General features: G+C 68.2%; 24 protein-coding genes and 1 riboswitch. Of the genes, 9 read left to right on the forward strand and 15 right to left on the reverse strand.

Going from position 1 to position 22,376, the window contains the following annotated elements:
* Positions 1 to 283 precede the first annotated feature (283 nt).
* From SH203_RS09320 to SH203_RS09335, 5 genes are all read right to left on the reverse strand, one after another.
* Positions 284 to 994, reverse strand: a complete 711-nt coding sequence (locus SH203_RS09320) for a hypothetical protein (RefSeq protein ID WP_087120607.1) — start codon at positions 992 to 994, stop codon at positions 284 to 286.
* Positions 995 to 1,027: 33 nt separating this feature from the next.
* Entirely contained in the window at positions 1,028 to 1,216 is a 189-nt protein-coding gene (locus SH203_RS15290) for an energy transducer TonB (protein ID WP_143275705.1), read from the reverse strand.
* Positions 1,213 to 2,154 (reverse strand): hypothetical protein, encoded by a 942-nt coding sequence (locus tag SH203_RS09325; RefSeq protein WP_143275706.1) that lies wholly within the window; start codon positions 2,152 to 2,154, stop codon positions 1,213 to 1,215. Before SH203_RS09325 ends, SH203_RS15290 begins: the two co-directional genes overlap by 4 nt.
* 75 nt (positions 2,155 to 2,229) lie before the next feature.
* Positions 2,230 to 3,075: a ribokinase gene (locus SH203_RS09330; protein WP_087120610.1), complete on the reverse strand. Its 846-nt coding sequence runs from the start codon at positions 3,073 to 3,075 to the stop codon at positions 2,230 to 2,232.
* Positions 3,072 to 4,010, reverse strand: coding sequence for a nucleoside hydrolase (locus SH203_RS09335; protein WP_087120612.1), 939 nt, complete (start codon positions 4,008 to 4,010; stop codon positions 3,072 to 3,074). Before SH203_RS09335 ends, SH203_RS09330 begins: the two co-directional genes overlap by 4 nt.
* Before the next feature lie 153 nt (positions 4,011 to 4,163).
* Between SH203_RS09335 and SH203_RS09340 the strand changes: the two genes are divergently transcribed.
* The gene (locus tag SH203_RS09340; protein WP_087120614.1) at positions 4,164 to 4,688 is read left to right on the forward strand and encodes a hypothetical protein; all 525 of its coding nucleotides are present in this window, start codon (positions 4,164 to 4,166) and stop codon (positions 4,686 to 4,688) included.
* Between the two features lie 45 nt (positions 4,689 to 4,733).
* Here SH203_RS09340 and SH203_RS09345 read toward each other — a convergent pair whose 3' ends face one another.
* The gene (locus SH203_RS09345; RefSeq protein ID WP_087120691.1) at positions 4,734 to 5,111 is read right to left on the reverse strand and encodes a DUF4260 domain-containing protein; all 378 of its coding nucleotides are present in this window, start codon (positions 5,109 to 5,111) and stop codon (positions 4,734 to 4,736) included.
* 85 nt (positions 5,112 to 5,196) lie between these two features.
* Here SH203_RS09345 and SH203_RS09350 point away from each other — a divergent pair, with 85 nt between their 5' ends.
* The 4 genes from SH203_RS09350 to thiC all read left to right on the forward strand — a co-directional run bounded on the left by SH203_RS09350 (position 5,197) and on the right by thiC (position 9,276).
* The gene (locus tag SH203_RS09350; RefSeq protein WP_159457558.1) at positions 5,197 to 5,808 is read left to right on the forward strand and encodes a TetR/AcrR family transcriptional regulator; all 612 of its coding nucleotides are present in this window, start codon (positions 5,197 to 5,199) and stop codon (positions 5,806 to 5,808) included.
* A gap of 56 nt (positions 5,809 to 5,864) precedes the next feature.
* Positions 5,865 to 6,695, forward strand: coding sequence for a TIGR02587 family membrane protein (locus SH203_RS09355; RefSeq protein WP_087120617.1), 831 nt, complete (start codon positions 5,865 to 5,867; stop codon positions 6,693 to 6,695).
* Positions 6,696 to 6,701: 6 nt separating this feature from the next.
* Positions 6,702 to 7,085 carry a hypothetical protein gene (locus tag SH203_RS09360; protein ID WP_087120618.1) on the forward strand — a complete coding sequence of 128 codons (384 nt, stop codon included), beginning with the start codon at positions 6,702 to 6,704 and terminating at the stop codon, positions 7,083 to 7,085.
* Between the two features lie 16 nt (positions 7,086 to 7,101).
* A riboswitch (TPP riboswitch) is annotated at positions 7,102 to 7,211 on the forward strand.
* Between the two features lie 58 nt (positions 7,212 to 7,269).
* Complete coding sequence (gene thiC, locus SH203_RS09365) at positions 7,270 to 9,276, forward strand: phosphomethylpyrimidine synthase ThiC (RefSeq protein WP_375600722.1); 2,007 nt, start codon at positions 7,270 to 7,272, stop codon at positions 9,274 to 9,276.
* A gap of 120 nt (positions 9,277 to 9,396) precedes the next feature.
* On the opposite strand, the gene SH203_RS09370 is transcribed toward thiC, so the two are convergent.
* Both SH203_RS09370 and SH203_RS09375 read right to left on the reverse strand, forming a co-directional pair.
* Positions 9,397 to 10,140, reverse strand: coding sequence for a hypothetical protein (locus tag SH203_RS09370; protein ID WP_087120620.1), 744 nt, complete (start codon positions 10,138 to 10,140; stop codon positions 9,397 to 9,399).
* Positions 10,141 to 10,659 carry a hypothetical protein gene (locus tag SH203_RS09375; protein WP_087120621.1) on the reverse strand — a complete coding sequence of 173 codons (519 nt, stop codon included), beginning with the start codon at positions 10,657 to 10,659 and terminating at the stop codon, positions 10,141 to 10,143.
* A 629-nt stretch (positions 10,660 to 11,288) separates the two neighbouring features.
* Between SH203_RS09375 and SH203_RS09380 the strand changes: the two genes are divergently transcribed.
* The gene (locus SH203_RS09380; RefSeq protein ID WP_087120623.1) at positions 11,289 to 12,179 is read left to right on the forward strand and encodes a hypothetical protein; all 891 of its coding nucleotides are present in this window, start codon (positions 11,289 to 11,291) and stop codon (positions 12,177 to 12,179) included.
* A gap of 79 nt (positions 12,180 to 12,258) precedes the next feature.
* Here SH203_RS09380 and SH203_RS09385 read toward each other — a convergent pair whose 3' ends face one another.
* Both SH203_RS09385 and SH203_RS09390 read right to left on the reverse strand, forming a co-directional pair.
* The gene (locus SH203_RS09385; RefSeq protein ID WP_087120625.1) at positions 12,259 to 12,924 is read right to left on the reverse strand and encodes a DsbA family oxidoreductase; all 666 of its coding nucleotides are present in this window, start codon (positions 12,922 to 12,924) and stop codon (positions 12,259 to 12,261) included.
* A 73-nt stretch (positions 12,925 to 12,997) separates the two neighbouring features.
* Complete coding sequence (locus tag SH203_RS09390) at positions 12,998 to 13,873, reverse strand: DUF1206 domain-containing protein (protein WP_087120626.1); 876 nt, start codon at positions 13,871 to 13,873, stop codon at positions 12,998 to 13,000.
* A gap of 131 nt (positions 13,874 to 14,004) precedes the next feature.
* Between SH203_RS09390 and SH203_RS09395 the strand changes: the two genes are divergently transcribed.
* Both SH203_RS09395 and SH203_RS09400 read left to right on the forward strand, forming a co-directional pair.
* Positions 14,005 to 14,190 carry a hypothetical protein gene (locus SH203_RS09395; RefSeq protein WP_143275707.1) on the forward strand — a complete coding sequence of 62 codons (186 nt, stop codon included), beginning with the start codon at positions 14,005 to 14,007 and terminating at the stop codon, positions 14,188 to 14,190.
* A gap of 107 nt (positions 14,191 to 14,297) precedes the next feature.
* Positions 14,298 to 14,987 (forward strand): Crp/Fnr family transcriptional regulator, encoded by a 690-nt coding sequence (locus SH203_RS09400; protein WP_087120630.1) that lies wholly within the window; start codon positions 14,298 to 14,300, stop codon positions 14,985 to 14,987.
* 5 nt (positions 14,988 to 14,992) lie between these two features.
* Here the strand turns inward: SH203_RS09400 and SH203_RS09405 are convergent, their stop codons facing one another.
* The 4 genes from SH203_RS09405 to SH203_RS09420 form a co-directional block, all read right to left on the reverse strand.
* On the reverse strand, positions 14,993 to 16,432 hold the full coding sequence (locus SH203_RS09405) for a sensor histidine kinase (RefSeq protein ID WP_087120632.1): 1,440 nt from the start codon (positions 16,430 to 16,432) through the stop codon (positions 14,993 to 14,995).
* On the reverse strand, positions 16,429 to 17,109 hold the full coding sequence (locus SH203_RS09410; RefSeq protein WP_087120634.1) for a response regulator transcription factor: 681 nt from the start codon (positions 17,107 to 17,109) through the stop codon (positions 16,429 to 16,431). The genes SH203_RS09405 and SH203_RS09410 overlap by 4 nt, the downstream gene beginning before the upstream one ends.
* Positions 17,109 to 17,468, reverse strand: a complete 360-nt coding sequence (locus tag SH203_RS09415) for a hypothetical protein (protein ID WP_087120636.1) — start codon at positions 17,466 to 17,468, stop codon at positions 17,109 to 17,111. Before SH203_RS09415 ends, SH203_RS09410 begins: the two co-directional genes overlap by 1 nt.
* A 114-nt stretch (positions 17,469 to 17,582) precedes the next feature.
* The gene (locus SH203_RS09420) at positions 17,583 to 18,818 is read right to left on the reverse strand and encodes an MFS transporter (protein WP_087120637.1); all 1,236 of its coding nucleotides are present in this window, start codon (positions 18,816 to 18,818) and stop codon (positions 17,583 to 17,585) included.
* Positions 18,819 to 19,019: 201 nt separating this feature from the next.
* On the opposite strand from SH203_RS09420, the gene SH203_RS09425 reads away from it, so the two are divergent.
* Entirely contained in the window at positions 19,020 to 20,876 is a 1,857-nt protein-coding gene (locus tag SH203_RS09425) for a glycoside hydrolase family 9 protein (RefSeq protein WP_234989446.1), read from the forward strand.
* 40 nt (positions 20,877 to 20,916) lie between these two features.
* Here the strand turns inward: SH203_RS09425 and SH203_RS09430 are convergent, their stop codons facing one another.
* The gene (locus SH203_RS09430; RefSeq protein ID WP_087120639.1) at positions 20,917 to 22,209 is read right to left on the reverse strand and encodes a cation:proton antiporter; all 1,293 of its coding nucleotides are present in this window, start codon (positions 22,207 to 22,209) and stop codon (positions 20,917 to 20,919) included.
* Positions 22,210 to 22,376 lie beyond the last annotated feature (167 nt).

Raw genomic sequence — 22,376 nt, forward strand, 5'->3', positions numbered from 1 at the left:
TAGCTTGGACGACGCGGCGTCAAGCGCCTATCGATGCCGCTCCGATCACGAACGCGCTGGCCGCAGCGCCGCTCCGGGAAACGCCGATGTCCTTCACGACCCGCGCCGCCGTCCTGTCCCGCACGGGCGCCGGCCGCCCCTATGCCGACAGCCGCCCGCTGTCGGTCGAAACCGTGACCCTGGACCCGCCCGGTGACCCTGGACCCGCCCGGCCCCGGCGAGGTCCGGGTCGCGATCAAGGCCGCCGGCCTGACGTTACAGTGTTACAGAACCTGGGCCGTGATCATGCCTCGGCCTGACGTTCGACCGCTACCGGCAAGCGGCGCAGATTGCGCTCGATCTTCACCAGCACGAACACGAAGACCAGCAGCAGGAACATCATGAAGAACCCTGCCGCCGCCGTCCCGGCGAGAACCGCCGTCTGACGACGCGCCTGTTCCTCGATGGCGCGGGTCGCGTCCTGCTGCATCGCCGTTTCCGCCGCTGCGCTGAACTGATCGAAATGCCATTGGATCAGTTGATCGACATCCACGGGCGTCGTCCCCGTCGGCGCTTGAACCAGATCCTTCGACAGCGAAAGAAGGCTGTCCGCATAGCGATCCTGAAGACTGGCCGGCAGCCTGTCCGAGAGGGTCTGGATATAGTCGATCACCCCGGCCTCGGGCGGGGCCATGCCGGTCTTGGCCTTGACGTAGCGAACGATGTTGGCGGCCGCCTCCTTGAATCGCCGGTCGGCGTCGCGGGTTCGATCCTCCAACGCGGCCTGATCCTGCGTCGCGACGCCCGGACTGCCCGAGTTGCGGTTCAGATAGTCGTTCAGACGGTCGTTGCGGACCAGACGCGCGGCGTCCGCCTCGCCCCCTCCGAATGACGACAACAGCATGGGTCCGGCGACGACGGCGCCGATCGCCGCGACCGCCAGCAGCACCGTCGCCAGCACGATGATGACGACGCGAAGGATGTTGAGATAAAGGGCTTCGAGCTTGTTGAGCATGGTGATCGATCCGATTGGCCGAGGCGTCGCGCCTCAGTCCAGGGGCCAGGAGAGGTCGAGACTGACCGATGACTCCACCGGCTGTCCGTCGATGGTGCGGGGGCTGATGCGATACCGCGACGCCAGAGCGACGGCGGCCTGACCGAACCTTTGTCCGGGCGGCGATTCCGACATGGCCATACAGCCGGTCAAAGTCCCCTGGGCGGTCGCCGTACAGGTCATGGTCGCCCCGAAATATTCTGATTGAGCGCTCGCGCAGGATAGACGGCCATCAGGTCCGCATCCGTCGGCCGCCGCAACACCCGCGCGTTCACGATCACGGGCGCGCGGCTCGCGGCTGGCTTGGCTACAGAGGCAGCGGCCGGCGGCGGGATGTCGGCGGGCGAATAGGTCGGCGTCGGCTCGGCGGCCCCCTGCCTCTGTTGAGCCGCCGCGCGACGTTCCAGCTGTTTCGTGATCGCCTCGAAGAACTGGCGACGAGGCTCCACCGCCATTTCGGGCGTGCCGAAAATGGCGGTTCGGGCCACATCGCGGGGCGGCTCTCCGTCCACGGACAGCTGCGTCACGGACCAGCCCTCGCCCTGCATGAAGCTGGCTTCCATATTGGCCGACGACGCCGGAACGACGACGCGCGCCAAATCGCCGCCGGGCGCCTGACTGACGGAATAGGCGACGGTCGCCGTACAGACGGCGCGGGTCAGACCGCCGGCCGACTGACAGTCCATCTTTGGAGAACCTTCGGCCTTCGCGTTCAGCCAGGCCGGCGCCGCGCCGCCCACGAACCGCTCTCCCTTTTCGGACAGGGCCAGATACGGGCCGTAGTATTCATCGTCCGCCAGCCGCAGATAGCCTTTGTTCCACAGCCACCAATCGACAGGTATCGAGCCGGAAGCCCCTTGAATCTGCAGTTCGTTCGGTTCGATGCGACCGTCCTGGGCAGCGTTGGTCAGAACCGCCTGCAGCTCGACCAGAGGCGCGTTCAAGTCGCCGGCGATCATTGCGACCGCCTCGTTGCGGGCCGCTTCGTTCAGGACGGGCGCCTCGACCGATGTCGTTGCAGGGCTGGTCTCATCGCCTTTTTTGTTCTCACAGCCGGCCAGAATGAAGCTGGCGACCAGACCCGACACGACGGCGCACGCACGTTTCGCGCTTGAACGCATTGAATGACTCCCCCTCGCCAAACACTCGCAAGACGGATGCATTCAGTCAACACTAGGTTGTATGTCCTGGGTATCTTATCCCGCCAGCAACGCCTCCACCTGATCCCGTTCCGGCGCGGACGGCTGGGCGCCCGGCCTTGTCGCGGCGAAGGCGCCGGCCGCGCAGGCGAAGGTCAGGGCCTCGGCCGGGGCCATGCCTTCCAGAAGGGCGACGGTGATGGCCGCCACGAAGGCGTCGCCGGCGCCGGTGGCGTCCACCGCCTCCACCGTCGGCGGGGTCGCCCAGGCCATTTCGACGCCGCGCTGGTACATGGCCGCGCCCTTGGCGCCCTTGGTGACGACCACCCGGCCGCCGCCCCGGTGCAGGCCGTCGCCATAGAAGGCGGCCTCGGTCTCGTTGACCACGATCAGGTCGGCGCGGCGCAGCAACAGTTCCGACACCGGCCGGGCGGGCGCCAGATTGGCGCAGACGAAGCCCGTCGCCCGACCCACCGCCGCCTCCACCGTCTCGACCGGCAGCTCCAGCTGGACGATCAGCGCGCCCTCGATCCGCTGCGGCAGCTGTTCGGGCGTGACCATATGGTTCGCCCCGGCCGCGACCACGATCTGGTTCTCGCCGGTCGGATCGACGGCGATCAGGGCGACGCCGGTGGGGGCGGCCACATCCACCTCCACCCCCGCCAGATCGACGCCCAGATCCTCCATCAGGGCCAGGGCCTCGCCCGCCATGGCGTCGTCGCCGACCCGGCCGATCAGACAGACCTCGGCGCCCAGCTTCTCGGCCGCCAGGGCCTGATTGGCGCCCTTGCCGCCCGGATGCCGCGCCAGGGTCGCCCCCGTCACCGTCTCGCCCGGCGCCGGCAGCTGGGGCGCGGTGGCCACCAGATCCAGATTGATCGAACCGACGACGGTGATCCTCATGCCGCGCCCTTCAGCTTGTCGACGATCAGGTCGAACACCCCTTGCGCGTTCGCCGCCGTGGCCCAGCGATGCCGCGCCGTCTCCGGCTCGACCCGGAACTCCACCGCCGTATGGCCGCGCGTCAGGTCGGAGCCCGTCTCGACCGCGATTCGGCACGCCCGCGTCTCGAACAGGTCGGGCCGGATCAGCCAGGCGATGGGACAGGGATCGTGCAGGGGGGCTGAATCCCAGCCCACGATCTCGCGCTCCACCCGCTGCGAGAACCGCAGCATCGCCGCCGTCGCCCGCGCCGCCGCGCTGTCGATGGCCTCGACGGCGGCGATCCGGTCCTCGGTCGCGCGCACCTGATGCGTCGCGTCCAGGCCGAAGGCGACCACGCGGCAACCCGAGGCGAACACCGCCGCCGCCGCGTCCGGGTCGGCCCAGATGTTGAACTCGGCCGAGGCGGTGATATTGCCGCCCTCGCTGCGCGCCCCGCCCATGACGACCACCGGACCCAGCCGTTCGGCCAGCCGCCCCTCGCGTTGCATCGCCAGGGCCAGATTGGTCATCGGCCCCAGGACGGCGACGGCGACCGAGCCTTGGGGCCGGCTCATCACCCGATCGACGATGGCCTCGGCCGCCGCCCCCTCGCCGACGCCCGCCGTCGGCTCGAACGGCGCCAGATCGCCCAGACCTTCGGCCCCGTGAAACTCGCCCGCCCCCGCCGGCGGCCGTTTCAGCGGCCGTTCCGCCCCGCCGAACACGGGCACGTCTTCACGCCCGGCGATCTGGCGCACGATCCGCGCATTGCGCTGGGTCAGGGCTGCGGGGACATTGCCCCCGACCGTGGTGACGGCCAGCACCTCCAGCTCGGGCGCCGCGAAGGCCAGAAACAGCGCCACGGCGTCGTCCACGCCGGGGTCGCAATCGATGATCAGGGACTGAATGCTCACCCCCCTGGTTTGGCGGCCCGAACGCCGGGGGGCAAGCCCGTCGCGGACGAAACCGCCCCCGCGAGCGTCTGAACGAACACCGTTCATTCTCCATTCACGGACGGTCAAGCTTCATGGCTCGGGCGTATCGCAATCATAAGAGGGGGAAAGATCATGAGCCTGAAATTGACCACGGGCCTGGCCGCAGGCGTCGCGCTGGCGCTCGCCGCGCCGGCGGCCAACGCCTATCAGATGATGTATTGCCTTGAGGGGCAGGCCTATGTCGTCACCTGCAGCGGCCCCAACAACGACGACTGCTGGACGAATGCGGCCGGCGGCTGCGTGGGCAGCTGGGCGATCGAGCTGGACCTGACGGCGGTCGTTCCCGACCCGCCGACCCGGGGATCGCCGCGCGACCCCATCCGTCAGACCGCCAGCCTTTTGCGCGAGTGGCGCCCGGACCCGAAGGGCTGGACCCGCCCCTCCGAGCGTTTCATGGCCGGCCTGCGCCAGCAGGGCGTTCAGGGCCGCCTCGCCGCGCCCGCCGAGCGTCTGAGGCCGCTTCTGCCGCCCGCGATGCAGGCCGCGCCGGGCTTCGGCGGCGCCTCCGGGGGCATTCCGCCCGGCCGGGTTCGCCCCGGCGGCCAGATCCGCAGCGCCGAACCCACGCCGCAGCCCACGCCGTCCACGCCGAGGTAGCCGCATCGGCAGGGCGGTCGCGGGTTCGTGTGGAGCGCCCTTTGCTCAGACGCCCGCGACCGCCTTGCCGATCCCGCGCCGCCCGATCGGCCCCAGATGCGTCCGCTCGAACGACGCGCCGATCTTCAGCCCATAGCCGAGCATCCGGTCGAACCCGACATGGGCGCCCCAGATCAGGGCCAGCGGCGTCAGCGTCGGCGCCGCCCACAGACCGATCAGGCCCAGCGCCACGGGGCCGATCTCGCTGTGCGCCAGATTATAGGCCCGCGCCCCGATGCGCGGCCCGAACAGCCAGGCCGCGAACGACAGATCGGGCGCCAGAAACCCAAGCGCGAACACCGGCCACGCCGCGCCCATACGGGCATAGAGTCCCACGCACAGGACCAGGATCGCCAGCCCCTCCAGCCGCAGCCAGGTCCGCATCGGCGGCTTCGTCGTCCACTCCGTCATCGTCTTCAATCCAAATGTCCCACTTGCGGGACATTGAGATATGTCTCACCATCGAGACATGTCAACCACGACGCCCCGCCCCCGCGACCGAACGGGCACCGAGACCGCCATCGTCGAGGCCGCGCGACGGCTGCTGCTGCGCGACGGCTGGACGGCGCTGAACATCCAGGCCCTGGCCGCAGAGGCGGGCGTGGATCGCAAGCTGATCTATCGCTACTTCACCGATCTGGACGGGGTGGTCGAACGTCTGGCGGGGCGCGCCGACATCTGGCTGGGCCAGGCCCTGGCCGAACGGCCGCCCTCGACCGCGACCACCTATCGCGCCTTCGTGCGCGAATCGGTCCTGGCCTATCTGCACGTCCTGCGCACCCAGCCGCTGGTGCTGCGGATGCTGGCCTGGGAGATGGCGCAGGACACGCCTCTGCTGCGACGGCTGGAGGCCGCCCGGTCCCGGGTCATGCAGGACTGGATGGCCGCGCGCCGTCCCGGACTGGCCATCCCGTCCGACGGCGACGCGGTCGCCCTGAACGTCGTCCTTCTGGCGGCGGTTCAGCATCTGGCCCTGGCCGGCGAGGCGCGGGGCCGGTTCGCCGGGGTCGAGCTGGACGACCGGGGTTGGGCGCGGATCGAGGCCGCCATCGACCGCCTGATCCCCGTCTGGCCCGACTGAACCCTTCGCCACCGCGCGTCAGGGAGCCAAAGCCGCCCATCGACCGTTGCCGTCGCATGACCCCCGCCGCGCCCTTCGTGAATCTGGATCGAGAGCGGGCCTATGTGTCGGATCTGGGCCGCGCCTTCGCGGGCGCCCTGGTGTTCAACATCCCGCTTCTGATGACGATGGAGATGTGGGAGCAGGGCGTGGTCATGGACCGCTGGCGGCTGCTGGCCTTCATCCTCGCCGGCCTGCCGCTGCTGTACGGCCTGGCCTATTATGCAGGCTTCTCGAAACGGCGCGGACTGGTCAACGATGCGCTGGACACGGCCGTCGCCCTGGCGGTCGGCTTCGTCACCGCCTCCCTGCTGCTGATCCTGTTCGGCGTGGTCGAATGGGACGCACCCCCGCGCGAGGCCCTGGGCATGGTCGCGCTTCAGGCCGTGCCCGGCGCCATGGGCGCGCTTCTGGCCCGGCGTCAGCTCAGCGGAGACGGGGGCGGCGACACGGACGAAAACAGCGCCTCCTATGTCGGCGAACTGTTCCTGATGGCGGCGGGCGCCCTGTTCTTCGCCCTGAACATCGCCCCGACCGAGGAGATCGTCCTGATCGCCTACAAGGCCTCGCCCGCCCACATTCTGGCCCTGATCGCCGTGTCGATCCTGCTGCTGCACCTGATCGTGTTCAAGGCGGGCTTCGCCGGTCAGGAAGAGGCCGACCATCCCGCCGCCGCCTTCCTGCACTTCACCCTGCCCGGCTACGCCATCGCCCTGGGGGTCAGCCTGTTCACCCTGGTCCTGTTCGGGCGCGTCGACGGCCATTCGTTCGCGGGCGTGGTCCAGACCCTGATCGTCCTGGGCTTTCCCGCCGCCATCGGGGCCGCCGCCGCCCGCCTACTGGTCTGAACGCCCATGCCCGCCAGGAAGAAAAGCCCCGCCCCCGCCGCCGCCCGCCCGATGCTTCAATGGCTGATGGCCGCCGTCGGCGCCGTCGTCACCCTGACCGCCGTCGGCGTCGTGGTGTGGGAGGCGCTGCAGCCGCCCTCGCCCCCGGCGTTCAGCGCCCGCATCGTCGCCGTCCAGTCCACCGCCGCCGGTCATGTCGCGACCATCCGTGTACGGAACGACGGCGACGACACGGCCGCCGCCGTCGACATCGAGGGCGTGCTGGGCGACCAGACCGCCACCGCAACCCTGGACTACGTTCCCGCCCACGGCCACGCCCGCGCCTACCTCCGCTTCGACGGCGATCCCCGCACGGCGACGGTCGCGGTCAAGGGCTGGTCGGCGCCCTAAGGCTGGGTTATGGTGTCCACGTTCTCCGGGGGGTCGCAATCGAGCGGCTGAGATAGAGGTTTCTCCTCTGACCCGTCGAACCTGATCCGGGTCATGCCGGCGAAGGGATGAGTAACGCTTTCGGTCCACGTTCCCGGACCCCTCGCGCCCGACGTCGGCGGACCTCACACCGTTTGAGGCCGCCATGAACATCCAAGTCACGCCCCCCGCCCTGCCCGAAGAGCCCAATGTCGACCTGGCTTTGAAGGACGCGCGCGAGCAGGTGATGCAGGAGACGGGCGCCATCCCGACCGGCGAACGGGCGGGCAGCCGCAAGGTCTATGTCGCCGGCGAACTCTATCCCAACATCCGCGTCCCCTTCCGCGAGGTCGCCGTCCACCCGAGCGCCAACGAGCCGCCGGTGACGATCTATGACTCCTCCGGCCCCTATACCGACCCGACCGTGACCATCGACATCAAGAAGGGCCTGCCCCGCGTGAAGTCGTCCTGGCAGCTGGACCGCGGCGACATCGCCCCGGTCGCAAACCCGCGCGAGGTCAAGCCGGAGGACAACGGCCACGCCAGCGGCCGACACCTCGCCCCCCGCTTCGACGTCTCGAACCACAAGGTCTTCAAGGGCGTCGAAGGCCGCCCCGTCACCCAGTACGAATACGCCCAGGCCGGCATCATCACGCCCGAGATGGAATATGTGGCGATCCGGGAGAATATGCGCCGAGAAGGGGCGAGGGTCGAGGGGAGAGGGCCGAGAGAAGATGCGACCATCACGCTCGCCGACGGCTCCGTCATCGACGCATCTTCCTATTCGAACCTCGACCCTCATCCCTCGCCCCTCAGAGACGGCGAATCCTTCGGCGCATCCATCCCCGACTTCGTGACGCCCGAGTTCGTGCGCCAGGAGATCGCCCGCGGCCGCGCCATCATCCCGCACAACATCAACCACCCCGAGGTCGAGCCGATGATCATCGGCCGCAACTTCCTGGTGAAGATCAACGCCAACATCGGCAACTCGGCGGTGCTGTCCAGCGTGGACGACGAGGTCGACAAACTGGTCTGGGCCACCCGCTGGGGCGCCGACAACGTGATGGACCTCAGCACCGGCCGCAACATCCACAACATCCGCGACTGGATCATCCGCAACTCGTCCGTCCCCATCGGCACCGTGCCCATCTATCAGGCGCTGGAGAAGGTGAACGGCATCGCCGAGGACCTGACGTGGGAGGTGTTCCGCGACACCCTGATCGAACAGGCGGAACAGGGCGTGGACTATTTCACCATCCACGCGGGCGTGCGCCTGCCCTTCGTGCCGATGACGGCCAAGCGCGTCACCGGCATCGTCTCGCGCGGCGGCTCCATCATGGCCAAATGGTGCCTGGCCCACCACAAGGAGAGCTTCCTCTACGAGCATTTCGAGGACATCTGCGACATCATGCGCGCCTATGATGTCTCGTTCTCGCTGGGCGACGGCCTGCGTCCCGGCTCCATCGCCGACGCCAATGACGAGGCCCAGTTCGCCGAGCTGCGGACCCTGGGCGAACTGACCAAGATCGCCTGGGCCAAGGGCTGCCAGGTCATGATCGAAGGCCCCGGCCACGTGCCGATGCACAAGATCAAGCAGAACATGGACGAGCAGCTGAAGCACTGCCACGAGGCGCCCTTCTATACGCTCGGGCCGCTGACCACCGACATCGCCCCCGGCTACGACCACATCACCTCCGCCATCGGGGCGGCCATGATCGGCTGGTTCGGCACGGCCATGCTCTGCTACGTCACGCCCAAGGAGCATCTGGGCCTGCCGGATCGTCAGGACGTCAAGGACGGCGTTATCACCTACAAGATCGCCGCCCACGCCGCCGACCTGGCCAAGGGCCACCCCGCCGCCCGCACCCACGACGACGCCCTGTCGCGCGCCCGGTTCGAGTTCCGCTGGGAGGATCAGTTCAACTTAGGGCTAGACCCCGAAACCGCCCGCAAATACCACGACGCCACCCTGCCCAAGGAAGCCCACAAGACCGCCCACTTCTGCTCCATGTGCGGCCCCAAGTTCTGCTCCATGAAGATCAGCCAGGACATCCGCGACGCCGCGGCGGCGCAGAACGACGCGGGCGCCTCACTATCGGAAGCCGAAGCCGGCATGGCCGAAATGAGCGCGAAGTTCCGGGCCGGGGGCGGGGTGGTGGAGGTGAAGGTTTAGTTCAGCAAACGATTCGAATTTGTGATAAACAACTGCTGATCGATAGGGCCTAGATAAACCTTGTTCAAAAGAAAGCTTAATACCGATTTCGCAGACTTTCTGTCTTGAGGAAGCTCTATTTTACCCCCCCTGTACGCTCAGGGGAAATCCGATTGCCTGCGCCTGTTGTAATAATTGATTAACGTTGTACGCAGCGAGAACACCTGATTTTGATATAGCCAACACTTGCTTTCGCATCACCTCGTCTGCTCCATTGATGAAAGCGGCCGTATTGGTAATGCTGAGACTATTGTGGGCACAAAAGGTCGCCAGTTCAGCGTCTGTAGCAGCCCTGAAAACTGGAGTAACATCCAGAATCCGTCGAATCATGGCATAACTTTTGAACTTGAGTTCGCCAGCGATATTGAGTGTGGCGACTAGATTGTTTGCGATTGAGAACGCAGGTTCCGTGATTTTACGGAACACGTTTCCATCAAACAGCAAAGAAAGCTTTCCTGGTCCGGCCATCAGTTGCTGGGGGCCAAAGTTTTGGATCAGGATGCGTTGAGCTGGCGCAGCGCCAATCGTCATGAACAAGCCGACAACTCCCTCCGTGGCAAACTGAGCCGCGTTGAGAGGCACCATTGCTAAGGCATTTTGCTGCACGCTGTTCATCAGCGTCATTGTGTCAGGTAGGTTTCGCAAAATTAACAGCTCGTCGGGGTCCGGCTTCCAGTCGCCCGTAAAGTCGATTTCTGCCGTGATGCCATCCAAAAACTGCATCTCTTGCGCCTGAAAAATTGCCTCCAGTTGAGCTAAAATCTGTTGTGTCAAAGGCACTGGTTTGATGACTAGCCCAGGCTGTCGACAAATCGCGTAAAGCATTCAACTCTCCACATCGATGAGAATATATTCCGTGAGTTGCCCCACTCTAATTCTGTTAGCAGCAGTCCTGATGTGTTTTCTTGTTATCAGAACGAACGTGACACCTTCTGTCGACTGTGTTTTATAAAAATGCCATCCCATTATTCCCAATAATGGGTTGAAGTGATAACTGTACCCAGTGGCCGTTATAACAGCAAAGATTGCTATTGTTGGAATCCAAAACTGCCAATCTAACGTGTTCATCTTCGACGTAAACAGCGGCATGACATATAGAAGAAGAAATGCCGTGTTTTCATGATCTGCTGCCTCAATAGAGGACGGCTTGTAGTCACTAACCGGTATTGTTTTTTTCGCTATACTCAATAAAATCAAACAAATCAGAACCAGCGCAACACTTGCTCCTGCCGTCAACAGCGCCACTTTTGTAAGAGATTGAGTCCACGCTACCCAAGCATATGTCAAACCTACAGGCGCAAGAGCTGTGCAGGTAAGCAAGATTCGTGCGATGGCGTTCAACATTTCGACTGGATCTCAACATCGCCATCCATGCGTGACACTAGGCACCCACTAAGTCGCCCACTACAAGAAACTAAGCTCATACGTGTCCTCACTACAACCAAATTTGCACAAAGGAACAAATAGTGAACAATAAAATGAAGCGAAAGACGTTTTGCCGCGCGATACGTCCGATTATGTCACAGCGCGGCTCACGCGAGAGGTTGAACTGTTAAGGGGCATCTGGTCACGGCCGCCGACGCCGCGCCCTCACCCCGGAAAAGGCGCGCCTAGTTTTCGTCATCCTCCGGCAAGCCGCGCAGCGGCGCGGACCGGGGGACCCAGCGGCGCGCGGGAGCGCGACCCGAAGGGCGGCGCGTAGCTGCCAACCTGTCGCGGGCAAGGCCCTTTCGACATCGCGCGGCGGGCGCATCGCCTTCGGCGCCGCCGGGTTTCCCAGTCTCTCTGCGCTCGCCGGAGAATGACGAAAGAAAGGGGCGGGAAGGCCGCCTTCCTGTACACGATGTCGACCATCACCCGACTGTAATCCCTCGCCTTTCGGCGAAATGCGCCGTCCCAACCTATCACCCTTCGGGGCCGAGTTAGACTGGGGGCGCCCCGGTTCGGGGGCGTGGTCAGGGGCCAGGGAAGACATGGAACGGAGCGAACCCCGCATCATCGCGCGCGGCGAGTGGGAGCAGAACGAGTTCGGGGACCTGTCCTATATTCCCCGGCACAAGGCGCCGCCGATGGGCGATGCGCGCGGCAATATCGGTCCCTGGCAGGAGGGGCGCGATCCCGACGACCTGCCGGTCGACGAATACGTCCCCGGCGCCCCGACCGATCCGGCGGTCGCCGCCGCCATGGCCGAGCTGATGGCCGAGCGGGACGCCGCCTCGACGCGCAGGGCGCGGGACACGGATAGAGACGGGGCCGGGTCGCGCGGCGGCTACGCCAGCGTCTCGGAAAAGATGTGGCAGGCGGCGGGCCAGGACTATCTGGCGGGCGACACCGCCGAGACGGTCGGCGCCCGTTACGGCATGGGCGTCAGCACCTTTCGCGCCCGCGCCAAGGATGAAGGCTGGCGGCGCCGGGACCAGCCCGACCCCGATCCCGTCGACGGGCCGCCGGACGCCGCGGACCTCGGCGACGAACCGGCCGATTTCGCGGTCATGGCCGATCAGGCCCTGGCGCGGCTGAACCGGGCGGTGCAGTCGGGGCGGGCGATGGAGGCCGCGCGCTGGATGCGGCTGCACCTGTCGCTGGCGGCCCTGGCGCGTCAGCAGGACGCCGCCCCGCCGCCCCCTGAACCGAAGGAGCCCGACCTGATCGACCGCGCCGGCGCCGTCGCGCGCGAGATCGGCGTCATCGCCCGCGAGGCCATGGCCCTGACGCGCGGCGACATCGCCGGCCGCGACGCCCTGATGGCCCGCGTGGACGCGCTGGACGACCTGAGCCCGCCGCCGATTTCAGACGAATTGCACCATTCAGACGGTGTTTTTGCGAACGGAGGGTCTGAAACGGGGCCGCAGGCTTCGCCGTGATGCGTGACGGGTGAATCGTGAGTGAAGCAGCGACCGCGCCTCGAATTCCGCTCACCCGTCACGCTTCACCACTCACCGACTAGACCTCCGACGCGATCTGCCTCAGCGCCTGTTCGAACGCCTGGGGCGGCTGGCCGCCCGAGATCAGATATTTGCCCTCGACCACCACGGCGGGGACCGAACTGACGCCCCGCGCGCGCCAGGTCTCCTCGGCCTGACGCACGGCCTGGGCATAGCGGTCCGAGGCGAGCACCTCGCCCGCCTCGGCCCGGTCCAGGCCCGCCGCTTCCGCCGCCTCGGTCAGGACGCGGGCGTCGGTGATGTTTTTGTTGTCGGTGAAATGGGCGGCGAACAGGGCCTGTTTCAGCGCCTTCTGCTTCTCGGGCGCCGTCTCGTGGGCCCAGTGCAGCAGGCGGTGCGCGTCGAAGGTGTTCCAGATGCGGCTGTCCGGCCCCATCCGCATGTCGAAGCCGACCTCGGCCGCCCGCTCGGTGATCATGGCGCGGTTGGCGGCGGACTGCTCCAGGGTCGATCCGTATTTGCGGGCGATGTGTTCGCCGACATTCTCGCCCTCGGGCGCCATCTGCGGGTTCAGTTCGAACGGCTGGAAGGCGATGTCGGCGGCGATCCCCTCGGCCTTCAGCCTGTCCAGCGCCGTCTCCAGCCCGCCCAGTCCCACCACGCACCAGGGGCAGACCACGTCGGAGACGAAGTCGATCTTCAGGGTCTTGATCGGAGCGTTCATGGGGACGGCGGCCTTCTGGAACAGAGAGTGTTGCGAAGCATATGGGGAGCCCGATCATGAGCGCCAGACCGTCTCAGCCGATCTTCAACTCCCTCGGCGGCCGGATGCGCCGCCAGCGCGCCTCCACGAAGGCGAAGGCCCCGAACGCCATCAGCCCCGCCGCCGTCAGCCCCAGGATGACCGCGCCGCCCGGTTGGGCCTCCAGCGCGTCCAGGGCCGCCGCCGTGGTCGTCACCTCGCCCGAGCGCGCATGAAGCCCCGCCAGCACCACGAACGTCCCCAGCGGCAGATAGGCGAACCCTCGCGCGGCGTATCCCGCCCGGGCCAGGGCCGTCGCCGCGCCGCAGAAGGCTTCTGGACAGGCCAGGGCGTCGTCGAAGTCGTCCCTGAACGCCCGCACGATATTGCCGACGCCGACGCCCAGCACGGTCAGCCCCGCCCCGATCAGCAGCGCCTCGCCGAACGGCAGGGCCAGCAGGGCGGCGGCCTTCTGCTGGTTCTCGGCGACGCTCTCGGCCTGGGCGGCGGAGGCGCCGGTCGCCTCGCCGAACTCGTCCAGATATTCGAACACGCCGGAGGCCAGCACGCCGTAGAACAGGCCGCTGACCGCCTGGCCCGCCCGCGTGGTCCAGCCCTTCAGGTCGGTCCCCTCGTGGTCGGCGTCGAACACCGCCTGCAGCACGCGCCAGCCGACGAAGGCCCAAAGGCCCAGTCCCAGAAGCACCAGCCACAGCTTGCCGAACGGCTGTTCCGCCAGCCAGCCCGCCGCCCCGCTGGTCCCCACCGCCTCGCCGATCCGGTCGGTCGCCGCCAAGAAGGTCAGGGCGCCCGCCGACAGATAGACGAAGCCCCGCGCCCCATAACCGACCCGCGCCGCCCCCTCGATCAGCACGGGCAGGCGCGGCGCCCGGCGGCGAACGGCGGCTTTCAGGCTGTTGGCGGCGGTCATCCCATCTCCGGCGGCGCGAAGCCCCTTAACGCCCCCGCCGCGCCAAAGGCTCCCGCAAGACCCCTGTGTCGACATCCGACAGACGCCGGGCTGCGTATGCGTCTAGGGTTGTGTTCCAGGGGGCCCTTCGCGTGCGGATCTACGAGTTCCACTTCTTCGACGCGGCCGACCGCCGGCCGCTGCTCGACTTCTTCGACGGGGCCGACGACGCCTCGGCGCTCGCGGCCGCACGCACGCAACTGTCGCGGCACGCCTCCTGTCACGGGGTCGAGGTGTTGGAGGCCGGTCGGATGGTCGGGCGGGTTCTGCGCGACTGACCGCTTCCGTACAGAAGACGGTAATCCCTGGCTTTTTCCCCAGAAACACGCATCAAATACAGCGACGCTGTGTCGGCTTCCGACAGACGCAGGGATCGGATCGCCTTATGCGCGAACTCATGCGCAGCCTCCCGCCGGGCAACCGGCTGATCCAGGGTCTGGACCCCGACGACCGCGACGCCCTTCTCGGCGTCGCCACCCCGGTCGAATTCGCCCTGGGCCATGTGTTCAACGAGCCGGACGACGTCATCGAACACCTGCATTTCATCGACAGCGGCTTCTGCTCGTCGGTGGCGGTGCTGGCGGACGGGCGCACGGTGGAGACGGTCATGATCGGGCGCGAGGGGGTGCTGGGGGTCGTCGCCTCGGTCGTGCCCCATCACGCCCATACCCGCAGCGTGGCCCAGATGGCGGGCACGGCGCGTCGGGTGGAGGCGGGCCGGTTCCGCGCCCTGTCGGCCCGGCGGCCGTGCCTGCGCGACGCGGCGGCGACCTATATGGCCCGGCTTCAGGGCGAGCTGGAGCAGTCGGCGGCCTGCAACGCCCTGCATCACGCCGGCCAGCGCTTCGCCAAATGGCTGCTGCGCTGTCACGACCGGGTCGAGGGCGACACCCTGAACCTGACGCAGGAATACCTGGCCTCGATGCTGGGGTCGCAGCGGACCACGGTGAACGAGGCGGCCCAGGGGCTGCAGAAGGCCGGGGCCATCGCCTATTCGCGCGGCCGCATCACCGTCCTGGACCGCAGCGCCCTGGAGCGGGCCGCCTGCGAATGCTACCGCCGCGGCGACGACTGACGCCCTCAGGTCTGGGCGGCGGGCAGCTCCAGCACGGCCTTCAGCCCGCCCATGTCGCTGTCCGCCAACGTCAGCCGCCCGCCATAGGCGCGGGTCAGGTCGTCCACGATCGACAGGCCCAGCCCCGACCCCGGCGCGCTTTCGTCCAGCCGGGCGCCGCGCTGCATGACCGTGTCGCGCTGATCGGCGGGCAGGCCCGGCCCGTCGTCCTCGACCACCAGGATCATCTGCCCAAGGCCGCTGCCGCCCGCCGAGACGCGCACCCGGCGCCGGGCGAACTTGGCGGCGTTCTCGATCAGATTGCCCAGGATTTCCTGCAGGTCCTGCCGCTCGCCCAGGAAGGCCAGGTCGTCGGGCGCGCGCCAGTCGATCTCGACCCCCTTGGTGCGGAACACCTGTTCGATCATGACCGCCAGTTCGTCCAGCACCTCGGGCACCGGCGTCGTCTCGCCCAGGCCGTGGGCGGCGCGGGCGGCGGCGCGGGCGCGGCGCAGGTGGTGATCGACCTGGCCCTGCATCACCTGGGTCTGGCGACGCACCAGCTCGGGCAGCTGCCCCTCCTGCGTCCCCGCCTCGGCCAGCATGACCGAGATCGGCGTCTTCAGCGCATGGGCCAGGTTGCCGACGTGGGTGCGCTGGCGCTCCACCACCTCCTGATTATGGTCCAGCAGGCGGTTGACCTGTTCGGCCAGGGGCTGGATCTCCAGCGGATAGGACCGGCCGATCCGCGCCGACTTGCCCTTGCGCACGTCCGCGATCTCGTCGCGCAGGTCGAACAGGGGCCTGAGGCCGATCCGCACCTGGATGAAGACCGCCGACACCAGCCCCAGTCCCAGGACCAGCAGGGCGATCCAGGCGACATGGGCGAACTGGCGCGTGTCGGCGTCGACCTCGGATCGGTCCACGGCGGCGATGAAGATGATCGGATGCTCGTGCCGGGGGATGGACTTCATGCTGGCGGCGACGCGCAGAGGTTCGCGCGTCTCGTCGTCGTCCTTGGGGCCGGTCGTATTGAAGGTGATGACGTCGCCGAAGGCCGCGTCCAGCCGCCGGGGCAGGTCCGCCGGCAGCGCCAGATCATAGCGCCACAGCGAGGTCGAGCGCGCCAGATTGACCAGCCGCCCGTCCGGCCGCACCTCCAGGATCTGCCAGTATTTGCCCGACAGCAGGCGCAGGGTGCGGGCGTCCTGGATCTGGGGCGCGACGTCGCCGGGCGGGGTGCGGCTGGCCGCCACCACGATCTCGTCGATGGTCTCGTTCAGCGTGGCCCCCAGCCGCCGCAGGGCCGATTCCTGGAAGGCCTGAGTCAGGACCAGGGCCGCGATCACCAGGGCCACCAGAATCCACGCCGAGGCCAGCCAGATCAGCCGGCGCGTCAGCGACCGGCCCGGCCGCCCGAACCAGCGCCCCCAGTCGTGTCGTTTCGCGACCGGCGCCTCGGTCACGCCGGTTCGGATTCGCCCGCCAGCGGGGTCAGCCGGTATCCCAGGCCCCGCACGGTCTCGATCCGGTCAGGTCCGACCTTCTTCCTGACTCGGCCGATGAAGACCTCGATGGTGTTGGAATCCCGGTCGAAATCCTGGTCGTACAGATGTTCGACCAGTTCCGTGCGGCTGATGACGCGGCCCTGATGCATCATCATGTAATGCAGCAGCCGGTATTCCAGCGACGTCAGCCGCAGCGGCTCGCCGTTGACGCTGGCCCGCGCCGCGCGGGGATCGAGCCTCAGGCCGCCGCACGACAGGGTCGCCGAGGCGATGCCCGCCGAGCGGCGCAGCAGCGCCCGCAGACGCGCCAGCAGCTCCTCGGTGTGGAAGGGCTTGGTCAGATAGTCGTCGGCCCCCGCGTCGAAGCCCGCCACCTTGTCCGACCAGGCGCCGCGCGCCGTCAGGATCAGGACCGGCGTGGTCTTGCCTTCGCGCCGCCAGCGCTCCAGCACCGACACGCCGTCGATCTTGGGCAGGCCCAGGTCCAGCACAATCACGTCATAGGGTTCGTTCTCGCCCAGATAATGGGCCTCCTCGCCGTCCGGGGCGTGGTCCACGGCATAGCCCGCGTCGCCCAGCGCCGCCTTCAACTGACGCGACAGGTCCGCGTCGTCCTCGACCAGAAGCACGCGCATCAGTTGGGCCTGCGGCGTTGAGCGTTGTCGGGACCACCCTGGCGGGCCTGGCCGGTCTGGCCGTCGACCACGACCTCGCGCACGCGGCCGTCGCGTTCGACCAGGACGGAATAGTTGCCGTCGCGGCGCGGCTGGGTGTCGATGGGGCGCCCGCCCCCGGCCTCGCCACCCCGGCGACGCGCCTCGTCGGGACTGACGCGCGGGCCGCGATCCGGCGACGGCTGGGCCTGGTCGCGCGACTGGGCGACCGCCTGCGTGGTCAGGACGGGGGCGAAAGCCAAGGCCATGATCAGAGCCATGATCGGGGCCATGATCGCGGGTCGGGCGGCGACGATGAGACTGGCGGGTTTGCGGGACATGGCGACCGATCTAGCCCCCTTCATCTGAACGGGTGCTGAATGCCTCGTATAGGTCAACAGCCGCCGCACGCCAAACCGAACGGCTCGGAAACCCGTCGATCCGCGACGGCGCGTTCAGCTCTCCCGTCGAAACAGCCCCACCACCACGACGGCGGCGGCGAAACAGGCGGCGGCGGCGATATAGAGGCCGCGCACGTCGATCTCGGCGCGTTCCAGGATCAGGGCGGTGATCGGGGCCAGGGCCTGCGGCAGGGCGACCGCCAGATTGTTCAGCCCCATGTCCCGCCCCCGGTTCTCCTGGGACGGCAGGGCGTCGGCCATCAACCCCATCTCGACCGAGCCATAGGCGCCCTGCCCCAGCCCATAGGCGGCGAAGGCGATCACCACGACGATCCAGGACTGGGTCAGGGCCAGGGCGACGGTCGCGGCGCACAGCAGGACCGCTCCGACCAGGGCCACGGGCTGGCGACGACTGATCCTGCGGCCGAACAGGGCGACCAGACCCGCGACGATCACCACCCCGCCGAAGCCCACGCCGGTCAGCAGGGCGTGGGCGCTCTCGGGCGTGCGGCCGGGCCAGCCGACCGCATCGGTGATGAAATAGAGCAGATAGGCGCTGACGAAGGCGTAGCCCGTCGCGATCAGCAGCCGACAGGTCCACACCACCACGAAGTTGCGCGACCGGAACGGGTCGAAAAAGCCGCCGCGCGGCTCGGGCGTTCCGGCCTGCGGGCGCTCCGTCGCAGCGGGCTCGTCATAAACGATCAGGAACAGGGCCGCGGCCGCCAGCAGGACGCCCCCCAGCAGGGCCAGCCGCCCCGGCTCATGCTGCGGCCCCAGCGCCATCAGACTGGACCCCAGGGCGACGGCCAGCGGATAGGACAGGCCCATCAGGGCCGAGGCGGTGCTTCGCAAGGCCAGCGGCACCCGCTCGGCGAACACGGCCGAGAGCGGCGCCATCAGGACGTTGAACGCCAGTTGGAAGCCGACGATGGCCCAGACGAACTGGTCCGCCGTCGCCGACCGCCAGATGCCGACATAGCTCAGCACCGTCAGCACGGCGCCCAGCGCGATCCAGGGCCGGCGTCGCCCGAAGCGCGAGCGCGTCCGGTCGCTGATCGCGCCCATCAGGATATTGGCCCCGGCCGCCGTGATCGCGCCCCAGACCATGGCCCGGCTCAGGATCGCGGTCTTGGCCCCGGCGTCCAGATGGCTGGCGTGCAGCGGCGCGACGACCTGGAACAGGGGCGCAAGGCCGATGAAGGCGGCGAGAAAGAGCAGCAGATAGGCCGCCACGACGACGGGCGTGCGGCGGGCGTCAGACCGACTGGAAACGGCACCCTCCTCCATCGAACGGCTCGCCTCCCTATGCCACGGCGCTCCCGGCTGTTGCTAGCGCGATCATGGCGCAGGCAAGGGAGGGGGCTGCAACATAAAGCGATCAGCGCGCCACTTGTGACAACGCTGTCAGATGATAGTCTTTTCGTAAAGTCGGGCGGCGCGACGTGGGCCGCCCGCATCAGAAACGACAGGATCTTGAGGGAGGCTGGGGTGAAGAAGAGATTTGCGGCGGGCGTGGCGGCGGCGGCCCTGGCGAGCGCGTTCGGGACGGCCCAGGCCGAACCCGAGGCCGGCGCCGTGCGGATGAGCCAGGTCGGGTTCGAGACCCAGGGGCCGAAGACGGCGACGGTCGAGGATCGGGCGAGCCGCCCCCTGCCCTGGCGCGTCGTGGATCGGTCGGGCGCCACCGTGGCGCAAGGGTCGTCCAAGGTGTTCGGCCAGGACGCCGCCTCGGGCCAGGCCGTGCATACGGTCGACTTCCAGTCGCTGCAGACGGACGGCGAGGGCTATCGGCTGATCGTGGGTTCGCACGAGAGCCGGCCCTTCTCGATCCAGCAGCATCCGCACGCCCGGCTGAAATACGACGCCCTGGCCTATTTCTATCAGAACCGGGCGGGCGTGCCGATCCTGGCGGCCCATGTCGCGCGCCCCGACCTGGCGCGGGCGGCGGGCCATCCGCACGAGGCGGCGACCTGTTTCAAGGGGGCGGACACCGCCGGGGTCGTCTGGCCCGGGTGCGACTATACGCTGGACGTCACCGGCGGCTGGTACGACGCCGGCGACCACGGCAAATATGTCGTCAACGGCGGGATTTCCGTCTGGATGCTGCTGAACGCCTATGAGCGGGCGATGGCGCGCAAGGGTCCGGGGGCGGACGCCTTCGCGGACGGCAAGGCCAGCATCCCGGAGGCCGGAAACGGCGTCAACGACCTGTTGGACGAGGCCCGCTACGAGATCGAATTCCTGCTGAAGATGCAGATTCCCGACGGGGTGAAGGCCCAGGTTCCGGTCGGCGCCCAGACGCCGGGCCAGCCGCTGACCCTGACCGAGATCGACGCCGGCGGCATGGTCCACCACAAGGTCCATGACGCCCAGTGGACCGGCATTCCGCTGGCCCCGGCCGACGATCCCCAGCCCCGCCTGCTCTATCCGCCCAGCACGGGCGCCACGCTGAATCTGGCGGCGGTCGGCGCCCAGTGCGCGCGCATCTGGCGCGAGATCGACCCGGCCTTCGCCCGCCAGTGCCTGACCGCCTCGCAGCGCGCCTTCCGCGCCGCCCTGCGCAATCGCGACGTCCGGGCCGGCGAACATTTCGCGGGCGGCGGCGCCTATGGCGACCAGGACTTCTCGGACGAGTTCTACTGGGCCACGGCCGAGCTGTTCGCCACGACCCGCAACCCCGCCTATCTGACCGCCCTGAAGACCTCGCCCTACTATCTCGGCGGGCCGATCTCGGGCCGGAGCGCTACGGGCGATCCGGGGTATTCCTGGACGGCGGCGCTGGGGTCGCTGACCCTGGCCACCCTGCCCGACGCCCTGCCGGCGGACGATCTTGTGACCGTGCGCGCCAATATCGTCGCGGCGGCCAAGTCCTACGTCGACGCCGGCTATGGCCAGGGTTACGGCCTGCCGGTCGCGGGCGACCGCTACGAATGGGGATCGAACGGCGCCCTGATGAGCCGGGCGGTCGTTCTGGGCTCGGCCTTCGACTATACGGGCGACTGGAACTACCGGAACGCGGTGATCGCCGCGCTGGACTATGTGCTGGGCCGCAACCCGCTGGATCGGTCCTATGTGACGGGCTACGGCGACCGGCCGTTCCAGAACCCGCACCACCGGTTCTGGGCGCATCAGGCCGATGCGGCCTATCCCCTGCCCCCGGCGGGCGCCCTGTCGGGCGGGCCGAACAACCAGGCCATGATCGACGACGTGGCCAAGACCCTGGTCGGCAAATGCGCGGCCCAGACCTGCTGGGCCGACGACATCAACGCCTATGCGCTGAACGAGGTGGCCATCAACTGGAACGCGCCCCTGGTCTGGGTCGCCGCCTTCATCGACGATCACTGAAGGCCGGGCCCCGTCGCGGCGACGCGGCGGGGCCTTCCTGTCAGGTGCGGGGCGCGGACGGCTCGTGATCCGCCGCGTCCAGACCGGCCAGCTCGCCCCGCTCGCGCGCCTTGCGGCCATAGACGGCCTCGAACAGGGGCGAGGCCATCAGGGTGGTGCAGATGGCCATCAGCACCAGGATGGAGAACAGGGCCGGGCCGATCACGCCGCGCTGCAGGCCGATGTTGATGATGATCAGCTCCATCAGGCCCCGCGCGTTCATCAGGGCGCCGATGCCCAGGGCCGTAGGGTTGTCCTGACCCGTCAGGCGGGCGGCGGCCCAGCAGGCCCCGCCCTTGGCCAGGATGGAGCCGATCAGGATGACGCCCGTCACCGCGATCAGGCCCAGATTGTCCACCAGGGTCAGCTGGGTGTTCAGCCCCGAGAAGGTGAAGAACATCGGCAGCAGCAGCAGGACCACCAGCGGCTCCAGCTGACGCCGCACCTCCTGGCCGAGCAGGCCGCGCGGCATGACCACGCCCAGGATGAAGCCGCCGAAGACGGCGTGGACCCCGACCACGTCCATGGCCCAGGCGCTGGCCATGAACAGGATCAGCACGACGCCCAGCACGGTCGGCCCCACCCGTCCCTCGCGCTCGGCGATCCGGCCCAGGGGCGCCAGCAGCTTCGGCCCCAGCGTCAGCATGAACAGGGCGAAGGCCCCGCCGCCGCAGATGGCCGCGACGGCCACCGCCGGTCCCGCGCCGAAACTGGCCAGGACCACGGCGAGGACGCACCAGGCGCCCGCGTCGTCTATGGCGCCCGCCGCCAGCGACAGCGAGCCCAGGCGCGTGCCGCTGAGGCCCCGCTCATGGATGATGCGGGCCAGCATCGGAAAGGCGGTGATGGAGATGGCCGCGCCCATGAACAGCATGGCCTGCCAGGTCGCGATCCCGGCGCCGAACAGGCCCATCGAGACCAGCCAGGGGGCGATGCCGACCGCGACCAGGAAGGGGGCGGCCATGCCGGCCAGGGACACGGCGGCGGCGCTCTTGACGTTGGCCTGGAAATGATCGCGCCGGAAGCCCAGGCCGACCAGGAACATATAGAGGCCCACGCCCAGCTGGCCGCCGACGAACAGGATCGAACGCGACTCCTTGGGGAACAGGGCCGCCTGCAGATCAGGCCAGGCCAGCCCCAGCAGCGACGGCCCCAGGATCACCCCGGCGATCATCTCGCCCACCACCTGCGGCTGGCCCAGATAGCGTTTGGCCAGCCAGCCGACGATGCGGCAGGCGGCGATGACGATCGCCATCTGAAGGAAGAAGGCGACGCTCAGTTCGGCATTCGTCATCGCGCAGCCCCCTGCCCCCCACGCGTCTTAGCGCATCGTGGGACAGATAGCGTCGCCTTCGTTTGAAGCGAGTCGGATATTTTCGACGGTGGCGGCGAAGGGTCCGGCGGCGCGCAGGCCCCAGGGCTGGTCGACGGCGGCGAGGTCGGCGCCGCGGTCGCGCAGGC

Origin of the sequence: Brevundimonas sp. SH203 (genome assembly GCF_002157625.1) — a bacterium.
Lineage (GTDB): Bacteria > Pseudomonadota > Alphaproteobacteria > Caulobacterales > Caulobacteraceae > Brevundimonas.

Bases quoted from the DNA above. Each gene is read 5' to 3' on its own strand.
- SH203_RS09370 (WP_087120620.1), bottom strand. From the start codon at position 10,140: ATGCTTTACGCGATTTGTCGACAGCCTGGGCTAGTCATCAAACCAGTG.
- SH203_RS09325 (WP_143275706.1), bottom strand. From the start codon at position 2,154: ATGCGTTCAAGCGCGAAACGTGCGTGCGCCGTCGTGTCGGGTCTGGTC.
- SH203_RS09340 (WP_087120614.1), top strand. From the start codon at position 4,164: ATGAGCCTGAAATTGACCACGGGCCTGGCCGCAGGCGTCGCGCTGGCG.
- SH203_RS09385 (WP_087120625.1), bottom strand. From the start codon at position 12,924: ATGAACGCTCCGATCAAGACCCTGAAGATCGACTTCGTCTCCGACGTG.
- SH203_RS09390 (WP_087120626.1), bottom strand. From the start codon at position 13,873: ATGACCGCCGCCAACAGCCTGAAAGCCGCCGTTCGCCGCCGGGCGCCG.
- SH203_RS09430 (WP_087120639.1), bottom strand. From the start codon at position 22,209: ATGACGAATGCCGAACTGAGCGTCGCCTTCTTCCTTCAGATGGCGATC.
- SH203_RS09380 (WP_087120623.1), top strand. From the start codon at position 11,289: ATGGAACGGAGCGAACCCCGCATCATCGCGCGCGGCGAGTGGGAGCAG.
- SH203_RS09420 (WP_087120637.1), bottom strand. From the start codon at position 18,818: ATGGAGGAGGGTGCCGTTTCCAGTCGGTCTGACGCCCGCCGCACGCCC.
- SH203_RS09415 (WP_087120636.1), bottom strand. From the start codon at position 17,468: ATGTCCCGCAAACCCGCCAGTCTCATCGTCGCCGCCCGACCCGCGATC.
- SH203_RS09360 (WP_087120618.1), top strand. From the start codon at position 6,702: ATGCCCGCCAGGAAGAAAAGCCCCGCCCCCGCCGCCGCCCGCCCGATG.
- SH203_RS09410 (WP_087120634.1), bottom strand. From the start codon at position 17,109: ATGCGCGTGCTTCTGGTCGAGGACGACGCGGACCTGTCGCGTCAGTTG.
- SH203_RS09355 (WP_087120617.1), top strand. From the start codon at position 5,865: ATGACCCCCGCCGCGCCCTTCGTGAATCTGGATCGAGAGCGGGCCTAT.
- SH203_RS09400 (WP_087120630.1), top strand. From the start codon at position 14,298: ATGCGCGAACTCATGCGCAGCCTCCCGCCGGGCAACCGGCTGATCCAG.
- SH203_RS15290 (WP_143275705.1), bottom strand. From the start codon at position 1,216: ATGACCTGTACGGCGACCGCCCAGGGGACTTTGACCGGCTGTATGGCC.
- thiC (WP_375600722.1), top strand. From the start codon at position 7,270: ATGAACATCCAAGTCACGCCCCCCGCCCTGCCCGAAGAGCCCAATGTC.
- SH203_RS09330 (WP_087120610.1), bottom strand. From the start codon at position 3,075: ATGAGGATCACCGTCGTCGGTTCGATCAATCTGGATCTGGTGGCCACC.
- SH203_RS09350 (WP_159457558.1), top strand. From the start codon at position 5,197: ATGTCAACCACGACGCCCCGCCCCCGCGACCGAACGGGCACCGAGACC.
- SH203_RS09320 (WP_087120607.1), bottom strand. From the start codon at position 994: ATGCTCAACAAGCTCGAAGCCCTTTATCTCAACATCCTTCGCGTCGTC.
- SH203_RS09345 (WP_087120691.1), bottom strand. From the start codon at position 5,111: ATGCGGACCTGGCTGCGGCTGGAGGGGCTGGCGATCCTGGTCCTGTGC.
- SH203_RS09375 (WP_087120621.1), bottom strand. From the start codon at position 10,659: ATGTTGAACGCCATCGCACGAATCTTGCTTACCTGCACAGCTCTTGCG.